General features: G+C 33.6%; 24 protein-coding genes. 7 read left to right on the forward strand and 17 right to left on the reverse strand.

The window, feature by feature from the left end:
• Nucleotides 1–3: 3 nt before the first annotated feature.
• Together glmS and psaC are read right to left on the reverse strand one after the other, a co-directional pair.
• A complete protein-coding gene (gene glmS, locus EU96_RS05895; protein WP_032526336.1) occupies nt 4–1,899 on the reverse strand; it encodes a glutamine--fructose-6-phosphate transaminase (isomerizing) in 1,896 nt (631 codons plus the stop codon).
• 80 nt (nt 1,900–1,979) lie between these two features.
• Nucleotides 1,980–2,225: a photosystem I iron-sulfur center protein PsaC gene (gene psaC, locus EU96_RS0109065; RefSeq protein WP_007099573.1), complete on the reverse strand. Its 246-nt coding sequence runs from the start codon at nt 2,223–2,225 to the stop codon at nt 1,980–1,982.
• Between the two features lie 133 nt (nt 2,226–2,358).
• Between psaC and acpP the strand changes: the two genes are divergently transcribed.
• The 3 genes from acpP to tkt are packed head-to-tail and all read left to right on the forward strand — an operon-like array spanning nt 2,359 to nt 5,900.
• Complete coding sequence (gene acpP, locus EU96_RS05890; RefSeq protein ID WP_002808065.1) at nt 2,359–2,598, forward strand: acyl carrier protein; 240 nt, start codon at nt 2,359–2,361, stop codon at nt 2,596–2,598.
• Between the two features lie 7 nt (nt 2,599–2,605).
• Nucleotides 2,606–3,850, forward strand: a complete 1,245-nt coding sequence (gene fabF / locus EU96_RS05885) for a beta-ketoacyl-ACP synthase II (RefSeq protein WP_032526337.1) — start codon at nt 2,606–2,608, stop codon at nt 3,848–3,850.
• 43 nt (nt 3,851–3,893) lie between these two features.
• Nucleotides 3,894–5,900 carry a transketolase gene (gene tkt, locus EU96_RS05880; RefSeq protein WP_032526338.1) on the forward strand — a complete coding sequence of 669 codons (2,007 nt, stop codon included), beginning with the start codon at nt 3,894–3,896 and terminating at the stop codon, nt 5,898–5,900.
• A gap of 13 nt (nt 5,901–5,913) precedes the next feature.
• Here tkt and thiC read toward each other — a convergent pair whose 3' ends face one another.
• The 5 genes from thiC to ruvB all read right to left on the reverse strand — a co-directional run bounded on the left by thiC (nt 5,914) and on the right by ruvB (nt 10,714).
• Complete coding sequence (gene thiC, locus EU96_RS05875; protein WP_032526339.1) at nt 5,914–7,284, reverse strand: phosphomethylpyrimidine synthase ThiC; 1,371 nt, start codon at nt 7,282–7,284, stop codon at nt 5,914–5,916.
• 196 nt (nt 7,285–7,480) lie between these two features.
• Nucleotides 7,481–7,696: a DUF3188 domain-containing protein gene (locus tag EU96_RS05870; RefSeq protein ID WP_032526340.1), complete on the reverse strand. Its 216-nt coding sequence runs from the start codon at nt 7,694–7,696 to the stop codon at nt 7,481–7,483.
• Nucleotides 7,693–8,877: an amidohydrolase gene (locus EU96_RS05865; RefSeq protein ID WP_032526341.1), complete on the reverse strand. Its 1,185-nt coding sequence runs from the start codon at nt 8,875–8,877 to the stop codon at nt 7,693–7,695. The genes EU96_RS05870 and EU96_RS05865 overlap by 4 nt, the downstream gene beginning before the upstream one ends.
• A 3-nt stretch (nt 8,878–8,880) precedes the next feature.
• Nucleotides 8,881–9,669 carry a tetratricopeptide repeat protein gene (locus tag EU96_RS05860; RefSeq protein WP_032526464.1) on the reverse strand — a complete coding sequence of 263 codons (789 nt, stop codon included), beginning with the start codon at nt 9,667–9,669 and terminating at the stop codon, nt 8,881–8,883.
• The gene (ruvB, locus tag EU96_RS05855; RefSeq protein ID WP_032526343.1) at nt 9,656–10,714 is read right to left on the reverse strand and encodes a Holliday junction branch migration DNA helicase RuvB; all 1,059 of its coding nucleotides are present in this window, start codon (nt 10,712–10,714) and stop codon (nt 9,656–9,658) included. Before ruvB ends, EU96_RS05860 begins: the two co-directional genes overlap by 14 nt.
• Nucleotides 10,715–10,767: 53 nt before the next feature.
• Here ruvB and smpB point away from each other — a divergent pair, with 53 nt between their 5' ends.
• Nucleotides 10,768–11,262 carry an SsrA-binding protein SmpB gene (gene smpB / locus EU96_RS05850; RefSeq protein WP_032526344.1) on the forward strand — a complete coding sequence of 165 codons (495 nt, stop codon included), beginning with the start codon at nt 10,768–10,770 and terminating at the stop codon, nt 11,260–11,262.
• 26 nt (nt 11,263–11,288) lie between these two features.
• Here smpB and EU96_RS05845 read toward each other — a convergent pair whose 3' ends face one another.
• From EU96_RS05845 to EU96_RS05820, 6 genes are all read right to left on the reverse strand, one after another.
• Nucleotides 11,289–11,534, reverse strand: coding sequence for a hypothetical protein (locus EU96_RS05845; RefSeq protein WP_002805793.1), 246 nt, complete (start codon nt 11,532–11,534; stop codon nt 11,289–11,291).
• Between the two features lie 29 nt (nt 11,535–11,563).
• Nucleotides 11,564–13,102 (reverse strand): lysine--tRNA ligase, encoded by a 1,539-nt coding sequence (gene lysS, locus EU96_RS05840; protein ID WP_032526345.1) that lies wholly within the window; start codon nt 13,100–13,102, stop codon nt 11,564–11,566.
• Nucleotides 13,103–13,152: 50 nt separating this feature from the next.
• Complete coding sequence (rpaB, locus tag EU96_RS05835; protein WP_032526346.1) at nt 13,153–13,899, reverse strand: response regulator transcription factor RpaB; 747 nt, start codon at nt 13,897–13,899, stop codon at nt 13,153–13,155.
• A 169-nt stretch (nt 13,900–14,068) separates the two neighbouring features.
• Entirely contained in the window at nt 14,069–14,587 is a 519-nt protein-coding gene (locus tag EU96_RS05830; RefSeq protein WP_032526465.1) for a hypothetical protein, read from the reverse strand.
• On the reverse strand, nt 14,587–15,336 hold the full coding sequence (mreC, locus tag EU96_RS05825; RefSeq protein WP_032526347.1) for a rod shape-determining protein MreC: 750 nt from the start codon (nt 15,334–15,336) through the stop codon (nt 14,587–14,589). Before mreC ends, EU96_RS05830 begins: the two co-directional genes overlap by 1 nt.
• 4 nt (nt 15,337–15,340) lie before the next feature.
• The gene (locus EU96_RS05820) at nt 15,341–16,393 is read right to left on the reverse strand and encodes a rod shape-determining protein (protein ID WP_032526349.1); all 1,053 of its coding nucleotides are present in this window, start codon (nt 16,391–16,393) and stop codon (nt 15,341–15,343) included.
• A 135-nt stretch (nt 16,394–16,528) separates the two neighbouring features.
• On the opposite strand from EU96_RS05820, the gene EU96_RS05815 reads away from it, so the two are divergent.
• Nucleotides 16,529–16,900, forward strand: a complete 372-nt coding sequence (locus EU96_RS05815; protein ID WP_032526350.1) for a single-stranded DNA-binding protein — start codon at nt 16,529–16,531, stop codon at nt 16,898–16,900.
• On the opposite strand, the gene EU96_RS05810 is transcribed toward EU96_RS05815, so the two are convergent.
• On the reverse strand, nt 16,897–17,556 hold the full coding sequence (locus EU96_RS05810) for a DedA family protein (RefSeq protein WP_032526351.1): 660 nt from the start codon (nt 17,554–17,556) through the stop codon (nt 16,897–16,899). The genes EU96_RS05815 and EU96_RS05810 overlap by 4 nt on opposite strands.
• A gap of 2 nt (nt 17,557–17,558) precedes the next feature.
• Nucleotides 17,559–18,977 carry an adenosylhomocysteinase gene (gene ahcY / locus EU96_RS05805; RefSeq protein ID WP_032526353.1) on the reverse strand — a complete coding sequence of 473 codons (1,419 nt, stop codon included), beginning with the start codon at nt 18,975–18,977 and terminating at the stop codon, nt 17,559–17,561.
• A 51-nt stretch (nt 18,978–19,028) separates the two neighbouring features.
• On the opposite strand from ahcY, the gene tsaE reads away from it, so the two are divergent.
• On the forward strand, nt 19,029–19,466 hold the full coding sequence (gene tsaE, locus EU96_RS05800) for a tRNA (adenosine(37)-N6)-threonylcarbamoyltransferase complex ATPase subunit type 1 TsaE (RefSeq protein WP_032526355.1): 438 nt from the start codon (nt 19,029–19,031) through the stop codon (nt 19,464–19,466).
• Here the strand turns inward: tsaE and EU96_RS05795 are convergent.
• Nucleotides 19,424–20,422 carry a carbohydrate kinase family protein gene (locus EU96_RS05795; RefSeq protein WP_032526356.1) on the reverse strand — a complete coding sequence of 333 codons (999 nt, stop codon included), beginning with the start codon at nt 20,420–20,422 and terminating at the stop codon, nt 19,424–19,426. The two genes, tsaE and EU96_RS05795, sit on opposite strands and share 43 nt — an antisense overlap.
• A 90-nt stretch (nt 20,423–20,512) precedes the next feature.
• Here EU96_RS05795 and EU96_RS05790 point away from each other — a divergent pair, with 90 nt between their 5' ends.
• A complete protein-coding gene (locus EU96_RS05790) occupies nt 20,513–21,427 on the forward strand; it encodes an alpha/beta fold hydrolase (protein ID WP_032526357.1) in 915 nt (304 codons plus the stop codon).
• Here EU96_RS05790 and EU96_RS05785 read toward each other — a convergent pair.
• Nucleotides 21,412–22,413 carry an RpoD/SigA family RNA polymerase sigma factor gene (locus tag EU96_RS05785; RefSeq protein WP_032526359.1) on the reverse strand — a complete coding sequence of 334 codons (1,002 nt, stop codon included), beginning with the start codon at nt 22,411–22,413 and terminating at the stop codon, nt 21,412–21,414. The genes EU96_RS05790 and EU96_RS05785 overlap by 16 nt on opposite strands.
• Between the last annotated feature and the right edge of the window lie 94 nt (nt 22,414–22,507).

The following is a 22,507-nucleotide window of genomic DNA, read 5'->3' on the forward strand; positions in this document are numbered from 1 at the left end:
TAATCATTCCACAGTTACACTTTTAGCTAAATTTCTTGGTTGATCAACGTCAAGTCCTCTATGAGCTGCTATATGGTAACTCAATAATTGTAAAGGCACTATGTTAAATAAAGGTGAAACCCATTCGTTAGAGGAAGGAACTTTCATTAAATAGTCAAAGATTTCAGTCCCATTACATTCAGGAGCGATCCCAATCAAATATGAATCTCTAGCTTTTGCTTCTTGAGCATTACTTATAACTTTATCAAAAACTTCATCCGGGGAGGCAATAGAAATCACAGGTACTTTTTTATCTAACAAAGCTATTGGACCATGTTTCATTTCACCAGCTGGATATCCAGCTGCATGAATATAACTAATTTCTTTGAGTTTTAATGCTCCTTCAAGAGCAATAGGATAATTTATACCTCTTCCTAAAAAGATAACATCTTTAATATTAAAAAAATCATGCGCTAGCTTTTCTGAAGATTTATTATGTTGTTCTAAAAGATCTTCTATTAATGGGGGCAGTTTTATAAGTTCTGTTATTAATTTACCTATTTCTTCTGAGCTTTGACTACCTTTAATTTGCGCAAATTTTATAGCTAATCCATAAAAAGAAAGTAATTGTGCAAAAAAAGTTTTTGTTGCTGCAACTCCCACTTCAATTCCTGCACAAATGTCAATTATGTTTGAAACCTGCCTTCCTATCGAGCTCTCTTTTCTATTTGTTATCGCAATAAGATTAGGTTTAAATTTTTTATCTTCTATAGAAGACCTTCTTTTAATTTCCATATCGATAGCTGCAATTGTATCAGCAGTTTCTCCAGATTGAGTAACTCCAATAGTTAATGTATTAGGCAGGAGTGGAGGTGGTGAATATCGAAATTCGCTTGCATAAAAAACATTTGTAGGAATACCTGAAAATTGCTCTAATAAAAAGCTACCCACCATTGCAGCATGTTTACTTGTACCACAAGCAATAATTTCAATTTTTTCAATTGATTCAAAAAACTTTGTATCAAATGGATAATTAATTTGATATTGGTCCTCTTCTAAATCATGAATTACATAATTTTCCAACCAGTTTTTTGCAGTACCTGGCTGATCATATATCTCTTTTAACATATAGTGTTTAAAATTCATCTTATCCATTATTTGATCTGAGACTTTTAGCGAAACTGGATTTCGATATTGTCTCTCGTTGTTTATGTCATATATTTCTATTCCAAGAGGAGTTAATAAAGCTATTTCTTCATCCTCCATAGGCAAAATAATGTTTGTAAAATTTGCAATAGCTGGAGTATCACTAGCACAAATAAATTCTCCCTCGCCCAAGCCAATAATCAAAGGGGCCTGTCTTCTTGCAACTACCAGAGAGGTTGGAGCCCCAGCCCATAAAACGGCCAAGGCATAAGATCCTTCCAAATCAGATATTACATTTCTCACAGCCACTAATAATGTTGAACCATTATTATCAAGATTCAGTTTACTTAATGTCTTTAATTCTCTTTCAATAAGATGGGGTATTACTTCCGTATCTGTATCAGAATTAAAAATAATACCCTCTTTCTGTAATTTATTTTTTAAATCTTGGAAATTTTCAATAATGCCATTTTGAACAACAGCTATAGTTCCTGAACCATCCATATGAGGATGGGCATTTTTAACCACAGGTTTTCCATGAGTTGCCCATCGAGTATGACCTATACCCACAGTTCCTGGAATATTCTCGCCGTTAAGATTATTTTTTAAGTTCTTAAGTTTTCCCTCTGCTTTGTTACAAATAATAGAATTTGTTTCAGAATTAATAATTGCTATACCTGCAGAATCATACCCTCTATATTCAAGTTTTTCTAAACCATTAATTAATAATGGTAAAGCTTTTTTATACCCAGTTACAGCAACTATTCCACACATAAGGTTACTTTTTTTCAATTATATTGAAAAAAAAAGCGTAATTATTAAAAAATGGACTCTCTTAAAACTGCACTATAAAATTAGTAAGCTAAACCCATACTTCTAGAAGTTTCATCTCCTAAATAAACACGAATACTTAAGAAATCTGTTGGACAGGCTGTTTCGCATCTTTTGCAGCCTACGCAATCTTCTGTCCTAGGAGATGAAGCAATTTGGCCAGCTTTGCAGCCATCCCAAGGAACCATCTCTAAAACATCGAGGGGGCAAGCCCTGACACATTGGGTGCATCCAATGCAAGTGTCGTAAATTTTAACTGCGTGTGACATGTAAAAATTGTCTTTTGAACCTCGTTATATAATACTATTGTCTTACAAAGAAATTAAAAAAATTAAGATATGCTTCACTCTTGTTAACTCTAGGGCATAAAATCATATAGATAATTAGTAAATTTCATAAACTATGTCACAAGAAATCCTCGAAAAAGTCTGTTCTATTGTTTCAGAGCAATTAAGCGTTGAAGCAGGAGAAGTGAAATCAGATTCAAATTTCCAAAATGATTTAGGTGCAGATTCTCTAGATACCGTTGAATTAGTGATGGCTCTAGAAGAAGCATTTGATATTGAAATACCTGATGAAGCAGCTGAAGGAATTGCAACAGTTGGCGATGCTGTAAAATTCATCGAAGAAAAAAAAGGTTAATAGAAGGATGCCAAATTTCCATCGAGTAGTTATTACTGGAATCGGAGCAGTAACTCCAATTGGTAATAACATTGATGAATATTTAGTCGGTCTTCAAACTGGGACTAATGGGGTCTCAGGTATTACTCTCTTTGATCCTGACCAACATCCCTGCAAATTCGCTGCAGAAGTTAAAAATCTTCAATCTGAAAAGTTTATTGAAGCAAAAGAATCCAAAAGATGGGATCGTTTTTCACAGTTTGGAGTTATTGCAGCAAAGCAAGCATTTAATGATTCTGGACTTGAAATTACTGAAGCTAATGCATCAAGAATTGGAGTGATTATTGGTTCTGGTGTTGGAGGCTTACTAACTATGGAAAGTCAAGCTCAAATATTGAGTCATAAAGGACCAAAAAGAGTAAGTCCATTTACAGTCCCAATGATGATTCCAAATATGGCAACTGGATTAGCTGCTATTGCTTTGGGTGCAAAGGGACCAAGTTCCTCTGTTTCAACTGCCTGCGCTGCTGGTTCAAATGCAATTGGTGATTCTTTTAGATTACTCCAACTTGGAAAGGCAGATGCAATGATCTGTGGAGGAGCAGAAGCAAGTATTACGCCTCTTGGAGTAGCTGGTTTTGCCAGCGCCAAAGCTCTTTCCTTTAGAAATGACAGTCCTCAAACTGCTAGCAGACCTTTTGATGCAGAAAGAGATGGATTTGTTATTGGAGAAGGATCTGGAATTCTTGTTTTAGAAACTTTAGAAAATGCACAAAAAAGGGATGCAAGAATCTATGCAGAAATCATTGGATATGGAACGACATGCGATGCTCACCATATTACTGCTCCATCACCAGGCGGAGTTGGAGGAGCAGAAGCTATCAAACTAGCAATTGAGGACAGTTCTATCAGCCTTGACAAAATTGATTACATAAATGCTCATGGAACAAGTACATCAGCTAATGACAAAAATGAAACTTCTGCAATTAAATCTATTTTTAGAGACAGATCTTACCTTATTCCTGTAAGCTCTACTAAGTCGATGACTGGTCATCTCCTGGGAGGTTCTGGAGGTATAGAAGCTGTAGCTTGTATACTTTCTTTGACACATAATTTTATCCCTCCTACAATTAACTACGTCAATCCAGATCCTGATTGTGATCTTGATTATGTACCAAATAACGCAAGAGATGCCCAATTGGGAGTTGCTCTTTCTAATTCTTTCGGCTTTGGTGGTCACAACGTTTGCCTTGCTTTCAGCAAAATGAATTGATGACAACCAATTCTGTATTTCCAAATTATCTTATTTTAAAACAATGGTTGCTGCATCTGTTTCATTAGAATCACTCTGTGTAAATAGTATAAGAATGCTTGCTGTAGATGCAGTAAATAAATCTAATAGTGGACATCCTGGTTTACCAATGGGTTGCGCTCCTATGGGTTATGCACTATGGCAAAATGTACTTAACCACAATCCCAATAATCCAAAATGGTTTAATAGAGATCGTTTTGTATTATCAGCTGGTCATGGATGCATGTTGTTATATTCACTGCTACATCTGACAGGATATAAATCAGTCTCCATAGAGGATATTAAAGAATTTAGACAATGGGGGTCTAAAACTCCTGGACATCCAGAAACATTCGAAACTGAAGGAGTTGAAGTTACAGCTGGGCCTCTAGGAGCAGGAATCTCTAATGCAGTTGGCTTAGCGATAGCTGAAACTCACTTAGCAGCTAAATTCAATAAGCCTGATTGTAATATCGTTGATCATTATACTTACGTCATAATGGGCGATGGCTGTAACCAAGAGGGTATCGCATCAGAAGCTTGCTCATTAGCTGGCCATCTTAAGCTAGGAAAATTAATTGCACTCTATGATGACAATCAAATTACAATTGATGGTCGTACTGATGTTTCTTTCACTGAAGATGTTTTAAAAAGATATGAAGCTTATGGATGGCATGTCCAACATGTGAAAGATGGTAATCATGATGTTAAAGGAATAACCGAAGCTATCGAAAAAGCAAAATCAATTACAGATAAACCCTCAATAATAAAAATTTCTACAACTATAGGTTATGGTTCTCCTAATAAATCAGATACTGCTGGAATTCATGGAGCTGCAGTTGGAGAGGAAGAAGCTTCTCTAACCAGAGAGTATTTAAATTGGGAATATCCTCCATTTGAAATACCAGATGCAGTATATGAACAGTTTAGAAAATCAATTAATAAAGGTGAAGATTTAGAGAAAAAATGGGATTCTAAATTTGAAGAATATCAGAAAAAATATCCTTCGGAAGGAGCTGAGTTAAGAAGAATGTTAAACGGGCAATTACCTGAGAATTGGGACTCAGATCTTCCCTCTTATTCCCCTGATGATAAAGGTTTAGCTACCAGAAAGCATTCACAAATTTGTTTGGGTGCCCTAGGTCCTAACCTACCTGAATTAATTGGTGGATCAGCAGATTTAACTCACTCCAACTATACAGATATCAAAGGAGAAACTGGTTCGTTCCAATCTTATAGCCCTGAAAAAAGATATTTACATTTTGGCGTACGAGAACATGCTATGGCAGCTGTACTTAATGGAATTGCTTATCATAATAGTGGTCTAATACCTTATGGTGGCACCTTCCTTGTTTTCGCCGACTATATGAGAGGTTCAATGAGACTTTCAGCACTTAGCGAATTAGGAGTTATCTATGTATTAACCCATGATTCAATTGGTGTAGGCGAAGATGGTCCAACACATCAACCTATTGAAACCATCCCTTCTCTGCGTGCCATGCCTAACATGCTAGTTTTCAGACCAGGAGATGGGAATGAGACGAGTGGAGCTTATAAGCTTGCTATTCAAAATCGAAAAAGACCTTCTGCCCTTTGTTTAAGTAGGCAAGGTATGCCTAATCAAGAAAACACTTCAATTGAAAAAGTTGCATTAGGAGGATATGTGGTTTCTGATTGCGAAGGTACACCAGATTTAATATTTATTGGAACTGGAAGTGAACTTAACCTTTGTATTGAAGCAAGTAAGGAGATTTCAAACTTAGGTAAAAAAACTAGAGTTGTCTCTATGCCTTGCGTAGAACTTTTCGAAGAACAAGAAGAATCTTACAAAGAAAGTGTTTTACCTTGTAGTGTAACTAAGAGAGTTGTTGTAGAGGCTGCCCATTCATTTGGTTGGCATAAATATACAGGTTTTGAAGGGATCTGTATTACTATGGATAGGTTTGGTGCATCAGCACCTGGTGGCGATTGTATGAAAAATTTTGGATTTACAGTCGAAAACGTCGTTAATAAAACGAAAGAAATTCTATAATCATCATTGATAATTAAACTGAAGAATTACATTCTTCAAGTTTATCTTTTAGCTGATCAAGAGATTCATCAGAAATTTTTGAATTCATCGGGCAATGTTTAGGTCCACACATTGAACAAAATTCAGCTTTTTTAAAGATTTCATCAGGTAGTGTCTCATCGTGGTATTGCTTTGCTCTTTCTGGATCTAATGAAAGTTCGAATTGTTTATTCCAATCAAAGTTATACCTTGCATGACTAAGTTCGTCATCTCTATCACGAGCTCCAGCTCGATGTCTTGCTATATCAGCAGCATGAGCAGCGATCTTATAAGCAATTAATCCTTCGCGTACATCTTCTGCATTTGGTAGACCTAGATGTTCTTTTGGAGTTACATAACATAACATAGAAGTCCCATACCACCCTGCCATCGCCGCTCCAATAGCACTTGATATATGGTCATAACCAGGAGATATATCTGTTACTAGTGGACCAAGTACATAAAAAGGGGCTTCTGAACATTCTTCCATTTGCTTTCTCACATTAAACTCAATTTGGTCCATAGGTACATGACCAGGACCCTCAACCATTACTTGAACATTATGTTCCCATGCTCTTCGAGTAAGCTCGCCTAAGGTCTTCAATTCCGCTAGCTGAGCATCATCAGAAGCATCGTGTAAACATCCAGGTCTTAGAGAATCTCCTAGAGAAAAAGTACAATCATATTTCTTGAAAATCTCACAGATATCATCAAACCTTGTATAGAGAGGATTTTGTTTGAAATGATGTAACATCCATTGAGCTAAAATACCACCCCCTCTACTTACAATTCCAGTGATTCTTCCTTTGACTTTTGGCAAATGCTCTATTAATAATCCAGCATGAATAGTTTGATAATCTACGCCCTGCTGGCAATGCTTTTCAATAATATGAAGAAAATCGTCTTCAGTTAGTCTATCTATTGAGCCATGTACACTTTCTAAAGCCTGATATACAGGAACAGTTCCTATGGGAACAGGAGATGCGTTAATAATTGCTTGCCGCACTTCATCTAAATTTACTCCTCCTGTAGAAAGATCCATAACCGTATCAGCCCCATATTTAACGGCTAGTTTGAGTTTCTCTACTTCTTCATTGATATCACTTGCATTAGGAGAAGCACCAATATTTGCGTTAACTTTGCATCTAGAAGCAATACCTATAGACATGGGTTCAAGATTCAAATGATTAATATTAGCTGGAATGATTAATCTTCCTCTTGCTACTTCTTCCATTATTAAAGAAGGAGGTAGATTCTCATTTTTAGCAACAAAATCCATTTCTTCAGTGATATATCCGTTTCTCGCAAAGTTGATCTGAGTTACATTGTCTTTGCCTAGGCGAGGCTTAATCCAGGAACTTCTCATAATTTATAAATTCTTAAAAGTTTTATCACTAAAGTTTGATCAAAGTTCCACTTCCCTGCATCAGGATTAATGATTCAGGTTCAAAGGGTATGATCTCAGCTAAGTTAAATTTCTTAGCACCCCTAGTATTAATCTTATTAATAGCTCTTTTCTAAAAAATAGTCATCACATATTGCGTAAAATAAATAAAATAATTTTATTTGATTTTTTGATAAGACTTTATCTTTTTTAAAATATTTTCCCTATCCAATCTTCTTCTTAATTCTTTCTCCAAAAGAATTGAAATTCCCATTAAACCAATAGGCAAATAAAAAATTTTCCTAGAATTGTCTCTTAATATCAAGCCAGTAGCAGACATTAGGATCATGAAAGGTGCTACCAAAGACAAAATAATTCTTTTATTAATTTTCATTTATCAACTGTATTAATTATTTCATTGTTTAATTTTACTATGGATTCTGTTATCACTTTAATTCCAACAGCAATAGCTCTTTCATCTGGATCAAATTTGGAACTATGTAGTGGAGCGCATCCACTTGAGCTAGAAACACCAAGCCTAAACATTGAACCAGGGATCTCATTCAAGAACTCAGCGAAATCTTCAGCACCTAACGATGGTTTTTGTAATTCGATAACATTTTCTTGACCCAAAACATGAATTCCGGAATCTCTAAGGACTCTATTAATTTCATAATTATTATTAACTGGTGGAGTGATTTCTCTGAATAATACTTTTGCTTCAGCTCCGCAACTTTTAGCTAAAGAAGAGATATTTTCATTGAGCCAATTACCAATATTCTTAAATAATTTAAGGTTAGTACATCTAACCGTACCAATTAAATTAACTTTTTCTGCAAGAACGTTAAATGCATTGCCACCATTTATTTTGCCAAAAGTTATTACTACAGGATCCAAAGGATCTAACTTCCTTGTTATTGATTCTTGAATTCCTGAAATCACTTTAGATGCCACCCAAATAGCATCAACTCCTTCATGAGGTCGAGCTCCATGGCCTGATTTCCCTTTAATCTCTACCTTGAGTTCTCCAGCGGCTGCAGTTAAACTACCCTCTTTAATCCCAATAGTGCCTACAGATAAATTTGGGTAGACATGAACCCCTAAAATATGGGTTAAACCATCAGTAGCACCGTCCTTAATCATCCATCTAGCTCCACTCGCAATTTCCTCAGCTGGCTGAAAAATTATCCTAGTGCCTAAATTAAGTTTTAAATCCTTAATAATTTTTGCTACCCCCAATCCAATTGATATATGCAAATCGTGACCACACGCATGCATCACACCATCTACTTTTGAAGAAAAACTTAATTTAGTTTCCTCAAATATTGGCAAAGCATCCATATCCACTCTTAAACCTATAATGCCCTTATCTAATGGCCCAAAATCGGCTATAACTCCAGTCCTGCCTATAGATTCTCTGACATTCCAACCAATATTTCTTAAATAACCACTTATCAAAATCGAAGTTTGATTTTCTAGTCCACTTAATTCTGGATGTGCATGGATATGTCTTCTTAAATTAATTAATTCATCATTAAACGAATCAATTTTTTTTAAAAACTGATCTCTATTCATTACTTATTTTAAATCGATAAAGTTCATTAAATCTTTAATTGGTTTTGGAGGCCATCTTCTTATTTTTTTTAACCATTCCTCATCACTATACCTAGGATCTAATTCAGTTACTGCTATCCAATTACTTTCTGCTTTTCCAGATTCACCCTTGTACCAATTCAAGGCTGTTAAAGCTGCCCTAGCATCTGCAAATGTTGGATAACGTCTAATTAATTTTTTTAATTCTTTTTCAGATTCATCAATATTTCCCAACTGGAAATCTGCTAAAGCCATACTTGACCTTGCCATAGCAAATCCAGGATTATATGTAGCAGCTTTTGAAAATAAATCTCTTGCTTTGTCCCATTGTGATGTAGAACCTTCAACATTAGCCAAATTATACAATGCAGAGAAATTCTCACTATCCTGCGAAATAACAAACATATAATCTTTTTTCGCTTCCGACCATAGGCCCAATGCTTCCTCTGCTATACCTCTATTAATGTAAGGATCTATTTCATAAGGATTTAAAATTATTGCTTTATTTTGATCATCTATTGATCCTTCTACATCTCCTATCACAAGTCTTATATTTCCTCTATTACTAAAAGCTGCTGCATCATCAGGATAAGAATCGAGATATTGATTCCATTCTTGTAAAGCGAGATTAAATTTTCCGCCTGAACTTAAATCTAATGCATTTTTAAACAAATCCTCTCTCAAAGATAATGAGAAGCATGGTGCAATATAAAAAATATTGACAAAAACAAAAATTAATAAAAAACAAACCTTAACTTTTTTAAAAGTTATCATTTTTTGAATCAATGTATTTTTTCCCTAAAGCAGTAAGCAATCTCCCTCTAGGAGTTCTTGTAAGAAAACCAATTTGGATTAGATATGGCTCAACTACAAATTCTAACATTGAAGAATCATCACCCAACCCAGATGCTATTGAGTCTAGGCCAGTTGGAATATTATTGTTTTGGTTTAGAAAAGATAAATATTGTCTATCTAAAGAATCCAATCCTTTTGCATCAATTTGGTAAGAATTTAAAGCCTTGTTTATTAAATTCACTGAGATAACATTACTTTTTTTAACAACTTGAGCATAATCTCTGACTCGTCTTAATAATCTCAAAGCAATTCTTGGAGTCCCTCGAGATATCTTTGCTAATTTATAGGATGCCTCATCATTTAACTTAAGGTTTATTAATCGGGAAAAATTAAAAATTATTTTTTTTAATTCTTCATATGTATAAAATTCAATTTTTTGAGATATACCAAATCTATCTCTTAGAGGGGCACTAATTGAGGCTAATTTAGTTGTCGCACCAATCAGAGTGAACCTGGGAAGATTAATTGTTCTGCAACGTGCTCCTCTATTAGCTCCCATAGTTAAATCTAGTCTAAAATCCTCCATTGCAGAATATAACAACTCTTCAGTTAATCTATTTAAGCGATGTATTTCATCGATAAATAAAACTTCACCTTCTTTTAATCCAAGGAGTAAACCTACAATATCTCTAGGTCTTTCAATCGCGGGGGCAGTAGCTATCCTACATTTTGTATTCATTTCATGGGCTATCAAAAAAGCTAGGGTAGTCTTACCTAAACCCGGCTGTCCATATAAAAGAGTATGCTCCAAAGGTTCTTTTCTATAAATTGAAGCATCTATAGCTATTCTTAAAGAAGATTTAAGATTTTCTTGGCCAATAAATTCTTTTAAAGTAGCAGGCCTAGCTAAGTTCAGATTATTTTTTCTTTTTTCTTCTGGAATGATTTTTGAATCAACTAGCCTAAGCTCTTTTTTACGAAGAGAAAAATCATTATCACCTATATTGGAAGAAATTATTGCCATAATGAAAGGTTAATTGCAATTGTTCTGAGTAGAAAGATTTTTTTACAACTAAAATGGCAAAAAATTCAAACAAAGTTAAAAAAAATACTAATAAAAAAAATAATTTTAAACGTCTAGCTGAGAATAAATATGCAAAATTTCAATATGCAATATCTGAGACAATGGAAGCTGGAATTGAACTTTTAGGTACTGAAGTAAAGTCCATTAGAAACGGAAAAGCAAATTTAAGAGATGGGTACTGTTCATTCAGAGATGGTGAGATCTTATTATTAAATGTTCACATTTCACCACACAAAAATGTGGGGTCTTTCTTTAATCATGATCCATTAAGAAATAGAAAGTTACTACTACATAAAAAAGAAATAATAAAACTAAAATCCAATACTGAAAAAAAAGGAATGACTATTGTTCCATTATCTCTTTATCTAAAAGGCTCATGGATAAAACTAACTATTGGGGTAGGGAAAGGGAAAAAATTGCATGACAAACGACAAGATGAAAAACAAAAAAGTATAAAAAAAGAAATCAACTCTGCACTAAAAAGATAAAATCTTATTAAGACTTATTGAAACTATCAATCTAGACTTACTGAACTTGGAGGGGGTGAAGGATCTGGATCTGCAATTAACATATGCTGTAGGACAGTTTCAGGTCTCTCACTATCTCTCCAGCGAATTTTGTAAGCAGGCATTTTTGTACCTCTACTTGTAGTTTGCTCTACTGGTTCAATAACCCATCCTCTTCTAGATCGGCCTTGAGGATTTCTTTTTACTACTGCATCCGCATGTTTGAAACGGAAACCAACACGTTCACCACTCATTTAAAAAATTTCGTATTGGATTAATTTATTTATTTTACTTCATTCAAGGGTAATTTTTCATTTTTATTGGAAGTTATTTCTGGTTTTAACAATGGGAAAGGGATTACATCTCTAATTGATGGACTATTAGTAATTAACATAATAAGTCTATCAATTCCTATGCCTAATCCTCCAGTAGGAGGCATGCCAATCTCTAAAGCATTCAAAAAATCTTCATCTATACAATGAGCCTCATGATCTCCTTGATCTCTAAGAGATTGCTGTAATTGCATTCTTTCTCTTTGATCAACTGGATCTATTAACTCACTAAACGCATTTGCAAGCTCTCGACCAACAATGAATAATTCAAATCTCTGAACCATTTCGTTATTAGCATCATGAGGTCTAGCTAAAGGGGAAATTTCAACAGGATAATCCATAACAAAAGTAGGTTCTATAAGTTCTGACTCTACTTTTTGCTCGAATACCTCATTTAAAAGTCTTCCCATACTATTCACTTTGCTAGAAAATTCAACATTGATACTTTTAGTGGCTTGTTTTGCTTCTTGAAAGTCTCCATTGAAAGAATCAAAATCAAGCCCTGTATATTTTTTGACAATATCTTTCATAGATATTCTTAACCAAGGTTTAGCAAAATTAATTTCATTATTTTGATACTTTATAATTAGAGACCCACATGCATCAGTTACGATATCTTTGATCAGTTCTTCTGTTAAATTCATCATATCGACATAGTTAGAAAAAGCTTGATAAATTTCAACTGAGGTAAATTCTGGATTATGCTTTGTACTTATCCCCTCATTACGAAAGATTCTTCCCAATTCATAAACTTTCTCAAATCCTCCAACAACCATTCTTTTTAAATGTAATTCTGTAGCTATTCTTAGATACAACGGAATATCTAATGTATTGTGATGAGTAATAAATGGTCTTGCTTCAGCACCACCAGCTTCAGATTGCAGAATTGGAGTTTCTATCTCTAAAAAATTTCTATTATCTAGCCATTTTCTTATAAAACTTATACATTTTGCTCTTGTTTTAAATACATTTTTAGATTGAGGATTCACTATTAGATCTAAATAACGTTGTCGATATCTTTTTTCAATATCAGTCAATCCATGCCATTTATCCGGTAAAGGCTGCAATGATTTGGATAACATTTGCCATTTTTCAACTTTAATTGAAAGCTCACCTTTATTAGTTTTTTTTATAGTGCCGTAGATGCCTATCCAATCACCAATATCTACTATTTCCTTAATATCTTCAAAAGAAAGTAATTTTTGGTTTTCTAAATTGCAATTAATAATCCTTTTATCTAGATAAAGCTGAATCTCACCTTCTTGATCACTTATTTTGAAAAAGGCAATTTTACCCATTACCCTTTTTGCCATAACTCTCCCGGCAATAGAGACACTGAAATCTTCTTCTTGACCATTTTCTAAATAATCAAATTTTTGAATAAGAAAATTTGTAGTATGTGAAACACTAAAACTCTCTGCGTAAGAAGTAAATCCTTTGCTAACTAGTAGGTTAGTTTTTTGTAGGCGTGCTTCTCTTATTTCAGACAAAATTTACCTTAATATGTTTGTTTTATTTAATAAAATTATCAGACTATAGCTCAACTTGCCAAAGATGTTGCTGTTTCACCAACTCTTTGAGATGCATAACCAATCCCTCTTACAGTTAATATTAATTCTGGATTTCTTGGATCTGGTTCCAATTTACCCCTTAGTCTAGCTACATATACATCAACAACTCTTAAATCTGCAGCTCTACGAGGGGGATAACCCCATAGCTGTTCTAAAATTTCTGCTCGCGGCACAACTTTACCAGGCTCGTCGAATAATAATTCTAGGAGGCTAAATTCAGTATAAGTCAGGCTAATTCTTTCCCCTGCTCTAGAAACTTGTCTGCGATTAGTATCAACGACTAAACTGCCAAATTTCATAACTCCTTTACCAGATGGAACCTCTTTAGTTTCTGTAACCGATACATTAGGACCCATTCTTCTCAAAATAGTAGCTATCCTAGCCTCTAACTCTTTTGGACTAAATGGTTTAGATAAGTAATCATCAGCCCCTAAATCTAAACCGGCAACTCTCTCTGAAATAGCCTCTAGTGCAGTTAAAAATATTATTGGTACTACTGATTCAGCTCTAATTCTTCTGCAAACAGCAAATCCATCCATTTTTGGAAGCATAACATCAAGAACTATTAGGTCTGGGGAATCCCTGTGAAAAGACTCAATAGCTTCTTCACCGTTAGTGGCTGAATGAACTTGATATCCTGCTAGTTGAAGCCTTGTAACTAATACCTTCAAAACTGCTGGTTCATCATCAACAACTAAAATTCTTGCTTTTGACATAGTTAAAAAAGATTTCTAGATATTTCAAAGCAAAGAATTCTTGCAATGAATATATATTCTAACAATTAAAAATATAACATTAAGAACCCTCAAAGATATATTCCGAATATATTTAAGAATTTTAAGATGTAAATTTTTTTGAGCACTTTATACTAGTTTGCAAAATTTATTACTGTAATTTTCTCCTTGTAATTTTAAACATTCTGAAAAGTTGGGAGCAAATAAAAGGAGCAAAAAAACCTGTAAGAAAAACTTCAGCTAAGATATTATGAAAACTGGGGAGAAAAAGTAGGAAATTACTATCTGAAAAATTTTTAAACAAAATTTGTAAAAAATAAAGACTGCCACATAAAAAACTTCCAAAAGAACAAATTAGACCATACCTAAAATGTCCCAATAAAATATCACTATGTAATTTAATTCTCCCAAATAAAATTCCACATAAAATTAAACCTGGTATTTGAGTAAAATTACTATCTAAAGTTACAGAATCTAAAATTAGACCTAAAAATAAACCAAATATTAGTCCATTTATTGATCCATGAATCATTGACCAAGGCAATAACCAAAATAACGGCCAATATGGTTGAACACCTAAAAATCCAAGCCAATTAGGGTGCCACAAAAAAATAATTGGGATAAAAATAAAGCATATTATTGATAATTTTTTTTTGAAAAATTTATTCATTAAATATTTACTTTTAAAATTTGCACCCAATCAATTAATTGCGGTTTTGCAAAAAGTGATATTTTTGCCGTTTTTTTTGATTTAAGTGTCTTATCTATAGATTCAACAATACCAATAGGAATATTTGGAGGTAATAAACTGCTAGCAGGAGAAGATGAAACGAAATCTCCGACTTTTAGATCAGCATCTTTCGAATAAAGTATTAAGCTAGGATAATCATCTCCTAAACCGACCAGTAAACCATTAATTTGAATTCTATCAACCCAAACGCCTAACTTACTTTCTGGAGATGTTATTAAAGTTACCGAGGAAGTAAATAAAGAAGTATTTTTTACTCTTCCTAATAATCCACCCGGACCAATAACAGTACTGCCAATTTCCACTCCATCTTTTGAACCTTTATTTAATATTATTTGTCTCCACCAACTTCCTGTTTTTCTCGAAATAACTGCCGCTGAAATATTTTCATTATTAGATGATTGTTGAAGAGATAATAGTTCCCGCAGTCTTAAATTATCCTTTTTAAGTAAATTTAACGTTATTAAAGATTCTTGGTCTATGCTCTTAAGAATAATTTCTTTTTGAAATTGACCCGGCCAAAAAGGCTTTGAAATAAAATAATAAATATCCTTATAAAAAGATCCCTTTGATATCCTTACAAAAACTAAAAATACAAAAATTCCAAATAAAACCCAACTTTTCTTTTTATGCCACCAACGACTAGTAGAAATTCGTCGGATATCTAACATAATATTAATCTCTTATGGCGTTCCTTATATAGTCTGGAGTATCAACAACTCTTTTCAGTTTTTTAAAATCATCCAAAACCTCTCCGCAACCATTTACTACACAAAGTAGGGGGTTTTCTGCTATGTGAGTAAAAATTCCCGTTTCATCGCTCAATAAATCATTAATACCTCTTACTAAAGCTCCACCTCCTGCAAGCATAATCCCCCTGTCAACAATATCTGCAGCAAGTTCAGGGGGGGTTCGCTCTAAAGTTCTTTTTACAGCTTCCACTATTTTGCCAAGTGTATCAGCCATGGCTTCTCTGATTTCTCCTGATGTCAAAGTAACTGACCTAGGTAGACCAGATAAAAGATGTAGACCTCTAACCTCTAAAGTAGTTTTATCAAAATCATCATCTGGAAATGCAGATCCAATTTTAATTTTAATATCTTCTGCAGTTCGTTCTCCAACAACTAAATTGTGAACTTTTTTAAGATATAGCGCAATTGATTCATTGATTTCGTCGCCAGCTATTCGAACAGATTCACTTAATACAGTTCCACCCAAACTTAATACTGCAACCTCAGTAGTACCACCACCAATATCAACAATCATAGTTCCAATTGGCTCAGTTACTGGTAATGATGCTCCTATTGCTGCTGCAACAGGTTCATCAATTAAATGAACTTCTCTAGCTCCTGCTAATCCAGCTTCTCTTACTGCTCTTCGCTCAACACTGGTCACTCCACTTGGAATACCTATAACTATTCTTGGGGCTACTATACCCTTGCCTTCATTACATTTTTGAATAAATGTTTTTATCATTTGTTCTGCCGCATCAAAATCTGCGATAACCCCATCTCGTAGTGGCCTTACAGCTCTAATATTGCCAGGTGTTCTTCCAAGCATTAACTTTGCTTCTTTACCAACAGCCAATGGAATCCCTTCTTCTAAATCCATAGCTACCACAGAAGGCTCTTGTAAAACAACACCCTTACCTGACACATGTATAAGAGTATTGGCCGTTCCCAAATCTATGCCAATGTCTCTAGAAAATTTAAATCTGTTAAAAATCACAATAAGAATTCTTTTTTATAAATAATATATCTATTTTTTGTTAAGCTCTCACAATTCCATCGTTTAGTTATGAATAGCACGCAAAACTTTGAGCACAAACTTGAAATATGAGTAGTATTAAAAAAAAAAAAAATTATGGAAATTAACACAATTAACCTAGTGGGTAGGGCTGGCAGAGAACCAGATGTCAGATATTTTGAATCAGGAAGTATAGTAGCGAATTTCACACTTGCTGTTAACCGAAGAAGCAGAGACGAAGAGCCCGACTGGTTTAATTTAGAAATATGGGGCAAACAAGCCCAAATAGCAGCAGATTACGTTAAGAAAGGATCTTTAATTGGAATCACAGGAAGCTTTAAAATTGATAGTTGGAAAGATAAAAATACTGGAGAAGATAGATACAAACCAGTTGTTAGGGTAGATAGATTAAACTTACTAAGCTCCCGAAAAGAATCTGAGAATAACCAATATTCTAATAACAATAATTCTAGTGAAATTCCTTTTTAAGCTCTATTTCTTTGTATAAATCTAATAAGTAATTTTATAAAAAAATACAAGAAAATTAAAATTAAAATTGGCTTCACAACATATTTGATTTGGTTTAAATAAGTTTCAATAATTGAATAATTTTCACCAAATAAATAGCCTGCATAAGTTAGAAGTGCTACCCAAATAAAGCTACCAAACGTAGTCCAAATCAAAAATTTTCTTAATGGCATAAGTTCAATGCCAGCAGGAACTGAAATTAAAGTTCTTATACCTGGAACTAATCGGCCCCAAAAAACTAAAGATACCCCGTATTTCTCAAACCACCTTTTACTTTTAGTTAAATCATTAGAAGAAATTCCTAAGTATTTTCCTTTTTTATCTAGAAAATTGGAAAGTCTTTTCTCATTTACTAATCTACCTAAGTAATACCAAGGCAATGCACCTAGGATTGTTCCAAATAAACCCCAGAAAACTAAAATATAGAAATTTAATTTTTGTTGATAAACGAAAAAGCCTCCTAAGGGCATTATTATTTCTGATGGGATTGGAGGAATTATATTTTCTAAAAACATAGCCAAACAAATAGTAAGGTATGCAATTGCTGAATTCTTTTCAACCGCCAAACTTATATAGTCAGGAATTGAAGTAAGAAAATTTAGAAAAATTAAACTCAAATTTAATATCTATAAAGTTCTGGTTTATAAGGTCCCTCAACTGAGACATTAATATAATCAGCCTGTTCTTTGGTTAATTTTGTTAATTTCGCACCAATTTTATCCAAATGTAATCTAGCTACCATTTCATCTAAATGTTTTGGTAAAACATAAACTTCTTTAGAATATTGCTCTGACTTATTGAAAAGTTCAATTTGAGCTAATACTTGATTAGTAAAAGAATTACTCATAACAAAACTTGGATGTCCAGTCGCACAGCCTAAGTTGACTAATCTACCTTCAGCTAAAAGAATAATTTTGTTTCCACTAGGTAAAGTTATGTGATCAACCTGCGGCTTAATATTTTCCCATGAATAATTTTTTAATGAAGCTACGTCAATCTCATTATCGAAATGACCAATATTACACACAATGGCCTCATTCTTCATCTTGACAAGATTTTCATGAGTTATTACCTGATAGTTACCAGTAGCAGTAACAAATATATCTATATCTTCAACAACGTCGTCTAACGTAACGACGCTGAAACCTTCCATTGCTGCTTGTAGAGCGCAAATGGGATCTACTTCAGCAACTTTTACAATTGCACCAAGTCCTCTTAATGACTGTGCTGAGCCTTTACCTACATCCCCAAAACCCATTACTAAAGCAACTTTACCGGCAATCATCACATCTGTCGCGCGCTTAATACTATCAACTAAGGATTCTCTGCAACCATATAAATTATCAAATTTACTTTTAGTTACTGAATCATTAACGTTAATAGCTGGGAAGGGTAAAGCACTTTGCTTTTGTAGTTGATAAAGTCTTGCTACTCCAGTAGTAGTTTCTTCAGTAACACCAATAATATTACTCTTAATTCTTGAGTAGAATCTACTATCAGTTTGAAGCTTAGACTTAATAGAATTGAATAAAGCAATTTCTTCTTCATTACTAGGTTTATCTAAAACAGACAAATCTTTTTCTGCCTTACTACCAAGTATCAATAATCCAGTTGCGTCGCCTCCATCATCAAGAATCATATTTGGAGATTCTGAACCCCAATCAAGAATATAGTGGGTGTATTGCCAATATTCATCAAGAGTCTCACCTTTTTTTGCGTATACTGAGATTCCTTGATCTGCAATAGCTGCAGCTGCATGATCTTGGGTTGAAAAAATATTACAAGAAGCCCATTTCACTTCTGCACCAAGATCGACAAGAGTTTCTATTAATACTGCTGTCTGTATTGTCATATGAAGACTTCCAGCTATTTTTGCACCTTTTAGTGGCTTTTCAGATTGATATTTATCTCTAAGTGCCATTAATCCAGGCATTTCCGTTTCGGCAATTTTAATTTCTTTACAACCAAAATCTGATAACGATATATCAGAAATTACGTAATTTGGTGTGGAGGTTTTAACTGAATTTGCGATAACCATATCTAGTAAATACTTTCTCTATTAAACTATATATGATTATTGTTTAATTTTGTGTTTATTGAGAACTTAAAAGAGACTTTAAATTTAGGGGGAAAACTCTCACAACAATTAAATCCAGGATCGATTGTTTTATTGCAGGGTCCAATTGGGGCTGGGAAAACTTCATTTATTCAAGGGATTGCTAAAGGCTTATCAATCTCTGAGGACATTACAAGCCCTACATTTGCTTTATCGCATCACTATAACTCCGGCAAGATTCCACTAATTCACCTTGATTTATACAGGTTAGAAAATGTTTCTTCAGCAAAAGAAGTTTTTTTTTTAGAAGAAGAAGAGGCAATACAAAGACAGGCTATTTTAGTTATTGAATGGCCAGAATTAATAGAACCAGTTATTGATAATTTCTGGAAAATAGAAATTAGTTACGCAAAAAATCATGGAAGATACTACGAAATAAGAGATCCCAAAAATTTATTAACCTTCTCATAATATGGCTGTTGCTCGATGGCACCTTCACCAAGACAAGTTAATAATCCACAAACACCTGCGAACTTAATGCAATCTTCTATCTCTATTTGATTTGAAGGATAGCCAGAAGAAATTAATTTTGAAATTAAGCCAGCGAGAAATGCATCGCCTGCACCAGTAGTATCTACAATTTTTTGTGAAGTAGGAGTTTCGGTGATTCCCTGCAATCCATTGATGTACCATGCAACAGGATTTTTTCCATCAGTTATTATTACATCTGGTCTATTAGACAATTGTTGAGATATTAGCAAGGGATTTTCATCCTCAAAAAACAAAGTTGCTTCTTCCTTAGCAAGTTTTAAAACATTTGCATGATTTAAAAATTTCTTAATTAAATTAACTCTTGCGGCTTTACTAATTTCTGATGAAAAACTTGAATGATCCCAAAAGACCTCTCTCCAATTCAAATCAATAACTATTTTGACTTCAAATTTTTTAGCCTGTTCAAGAAGAAAAAAAATAGTCTCTGCTGATATTGGAGATGATAATAAGATCGTTCCTGTAACCAAATATTTTGATTCTAAAAAAGATTTCTCCAAATTTAAAATTTCTTTTTCGATTAATTTCTTACTAAGAACTTCGTCTGCAAAGCATGAATGAGAACTTTCCTCAAAGCCTGAAAAAAAACGATCTCCAAATTGATCTCTATCAACATTAACAACGCGAGTAGATGAATCATTATCTAATTGCAAGAAATCTAAATTAATGTCCAATTCATTAAATTGCGCAATAAATTTTTTTCCATAATCATCACTACCCAAACTTCCTATAAATATTGAATCTATTTTTAATTTTCTTAATGCACAAGCAACATTAGCCGGCGCTCCTCCCAAAAAATCTGTAAATCCTTGATTTGACTTATTTCTGATTCTGTCTATTAAAGCCTCTCCAATACATATGACCTTTTTCTTTTTCATAAAATGAAAGCTTTTTCTTAACTAAGAATAATTTATTAAAAACGAATAATTTTTTTTTGAATTAAAGTTTAATTAAAAGCATATTTCATAGTGACTTTAAATAAATCTGAAACTTGGAATTGGAAAAACTGGGAAATTTCTTGGTCTTTATCAAAAGAATCTACTTCTGAAAAAAATATTAACATTTTATTAGTTCATGGATTTGGGGCATCAAAAAACCACTGGAGACATAATCAAGATTTTCTTGGTAAATTTTCTAACTGCTTCGCAATTGACTTATTAGGATTTGGAAAAAGCAGTCAGCCTAGTGCTTTATTAAATTACGAACCTGATAGAGAAAATTCAATTAAATATTCATTTGACTTATGGGGTAATCAAATATCAACATTTTGTTCAGAGGTAATAAAATCTCCTGTTTACTTAGTAGGAAATTCAATTGGTGGTGTTATTGCATTGAAAGCTGCTGAAATGCTCAAAGATAATTGCAAAGGTGTCATTTTGATTGATTGTGCACAAAGAACTATGGATGATAAACGTTTAAAAAAAAGTGATATCTTAATGAATCTACTGAGACCCGTCCTTAAAACGATAGTCAGACAAAGAGTAATTAGTAATACACTCTTTACAAGAGCTGCTAATCCAAAAGTCATAAAAGAAATACTGAGAAAAGCTTACCCCTCAGGAAAAAATATCGATGAAGAATTAATTGAAATATTGTATCAACCATCTAAAAGGAAAAACTCTAGAGAAGCATTTCGTGGCTTTATTAACTTATTTGATGACTATCTTGCCACAGACCTTTTAGATAAAGTTGATAAACCAATACAATTAATTTGGGGAGAGAAAGATCCCTGGGAATCTCTAAGTGAAGCAAAAGAATGGGAAGAAAAATTTAAGAATATTAAAAGATTAGATATTATTAAGGGTGCTGGCCATTGTCCTCATGATGAAGAACCTCTTGAAACAAATAAGTTAATAATTGAATTTATTCAGGAAACAAAATAAGCTTCTACATTAACACTTAGTCTCCTTAAGCCTCTTAATCCATCTCGTTCTAGGTTTCTTACTCGATCTCTACTTATTCCTAGGACTCTTCCTATACCCGTGAGAGACATTGGCTCATCTCCATCCATGCCATATCTCATTCTTAAAACTCTACATTGTAGATCTGGTAATTGATGCAAAAGAGAATGAAGATCACCTCTCATACAATCCATCTCTATTTGTTCATCTGGTAAATCCTCCCCACCTGCAAGCAAATCTAATAAAACAGTGTCTTCGCCATCGCCAACTTTTGTTTCAAGGCTAACTGGCTGTCCAGCTTTGCACATCAAATCTTTAACATCTGCCTCAGGAAGCTCTACATATTTTGCAAGTTCACTAACTGTTGGAGTTCTAGACATTTCTTGACTTAACTCTCTTTGACCTTTTTTCAACTTATTCAACATTTCAGTTATATGAATTGGAAGTCTTATTGCCCTACTTTTTTCGGCTATTGCTCTAGTGATACCTTGTCTTATCCACCAGTATGCATATGTTGAAAACTTATAACCCCTAGCTGGATCAAATTTTTCCACTCCTCTTACCAGTCCTATCGTTCCTTCTTGAATTAAATCTAATAATTCCATATTTCTTTTAGTATATTTTTTAGCGACACTCACTACCAATCTTAAATTTGCTGCAACCATTCTTTCTTTAGCCCTCTGTCCAGCTCTCAATCTTTTTTTTATAATAGAAGTGGATAAATTTAATTTATTTGATAATTCCTCAATACTAGGCTTATTACCAGTTAATTCATAAATTTCTAATTCCGCTCTTTCAACCTGCATATATTCTTGGACCTGCCTACCAAGAGTAATTTCCTGCTCATGAGATAATAGTGGAACTCTACCTATATCCCTCAAATATGATCTGACTAAGTCGACATCATTACTTGCTTTTAAACTTGATATTGTTGCCAATTTATTCTCAACTAATGCTTCAGAAGACATGAAAGTTAAATATTGTTTTGTAAACAATACCATTAAGAATTGTAAAGTTAAACAAAAAAATCCACAAATTTACAAAAATGAGAATAAATACCTA

Source organism: Prochlorococcus marinus str. MIT 9302, assembly GCF_000759975.1.
GTDB classification, from domain to species: domain Bacteria; phylum Cyanobacteriota; class Cyanobacteriia; order PCC-6307; family Cyanobiaceae; genus Prochlorococcus_A; species Prochlorococcus_A marinus_M.

Bases quoted from the DNA above. Each gene is read 5' to 3' on its own strand.
- glmS (WP_032526336.1), bottom strand. From the start codon at position 1,899: ATGTGTGGAATAGTTGCTGTAACTGGGTATAAAAAAGCTTTACCATTA.
- psaC (WP_007099573.1), bottom strand. From the start codon at position 2,225: ATGTCACACGCAGTTAAAATTTACGACACTTGCATTGGATGCACCCAA.
- acpP (WP_002808065.1), top strand. From the start codon at position 2,359: ATGTCACAAGAAATCCTCGAAAAAGTCTGTTCTATTGTTTCAGAGCAA.
- fabF (WP_032526337.1), top strand. From the start codon at position 2,606: ATGCCAAATTTCCATCGAGTAGTTATTACTGGAATCGGAGCAGTAACT.
- tkt (WP_032526338.1), top strand. From the start codon at position 3,894: ATGGTTGCTGCATCTGTTTCATTAGAATCACTCTGTGTAAATAGTATA.
- thiC (WP_032526339.1), bottom strand. From the start codon at position 7,284: ATGAGAAGTTCCTGGATTAAGCCTCGCCTAGGCAAAGACAATGTAACT.
- EU96_RS05870 (WP_032526340.1), bottom strand. From the start codon at position 7,696: ATGAAAATTAATAAAAGAATTATTTTGTCTTTGGTAGCACCTTTCATG.
- EU96_RS05865 (WP_032526341.1), bottom strand. From the start codon at position 8,877: ATGAATAGAGATCAGTTTTTAAAAAAAATTGATTCGTTTAATGATGAA.
- EU96_RS05860 (WP_032526464.1), bottom strand. From the start codon at position 9,669: ATGATAACTTTTAAAAAAGTTAAGGTTTGTTTTTTATTAATTTTTGTT.
- ruvB (WP_032526343.1), bottom strand. From the start codon at position 10,714: ATGGCAATAATTTCTTCCAATATAGGTGATAATGATTTTTCTCTTCGT.
- smpB (WP_032526344.1), top strand. From the start codon at position 10,768: ATGGCAAAAAATTCAAACAAAGTTAAAAAAAATACTAATAAAAAAAAT.
- EU96_RS05845 (WP_002805793.1), bottom strand. From the start codon at position 11,534: ATGAGTGGTGAACGTGTTGGTTTCCGTTTCAAACATGCGGATGCAGTA.
- rpaB (WP_032526346.1), bottom strand. From the start codon at position 13,899: ATGTCAAAAGCAAGAATTTTAGTTGTTGATGATGAACCAGCAGTTTTG.
- EU96_RS05830 (WP_032526465.1), bottom strand. From the start codon at position 14,587: ATGAATAAATTTTTCAAAAAAAAATTATCAATAATATGCTTTATTTTT.
- mreC (WP_032526347.1), bottom strand. From the start codon at position 15,336: ATGTTAGATATCCGACGAATTTCTACTAGTCGTTGGTGGCATAAAAAG.
- EU96_RS05815 (WP_032526350.1), top strand. From the start codon at position 16,529: ATGGAAATTAACACAATTAACCTAGTGGGTAGGGCTGGCAGAGAACCA.
- ahcY (WP_032526353.1), bottom strand. From the start codon at position 18,977: ATGGTTATCGCAAATTCAGTTAAAACCTCCACACCAAATTACGTAATT.
- EU96_RS05795 (WP_032526356.1), bottom strand. From the start codon at position 20,422: ATGAAAAAGAAAAAGGTCATATGTATTGGAGAGGCTTTAATAGACAGA.
- EU96_RS05785 (WP_032526359.1), bottom strand. From the start codon at position 22,413: ATGTCTTCTGAAGCATTAGTTGAGAATAAATTGGCAACAATATCAAGT.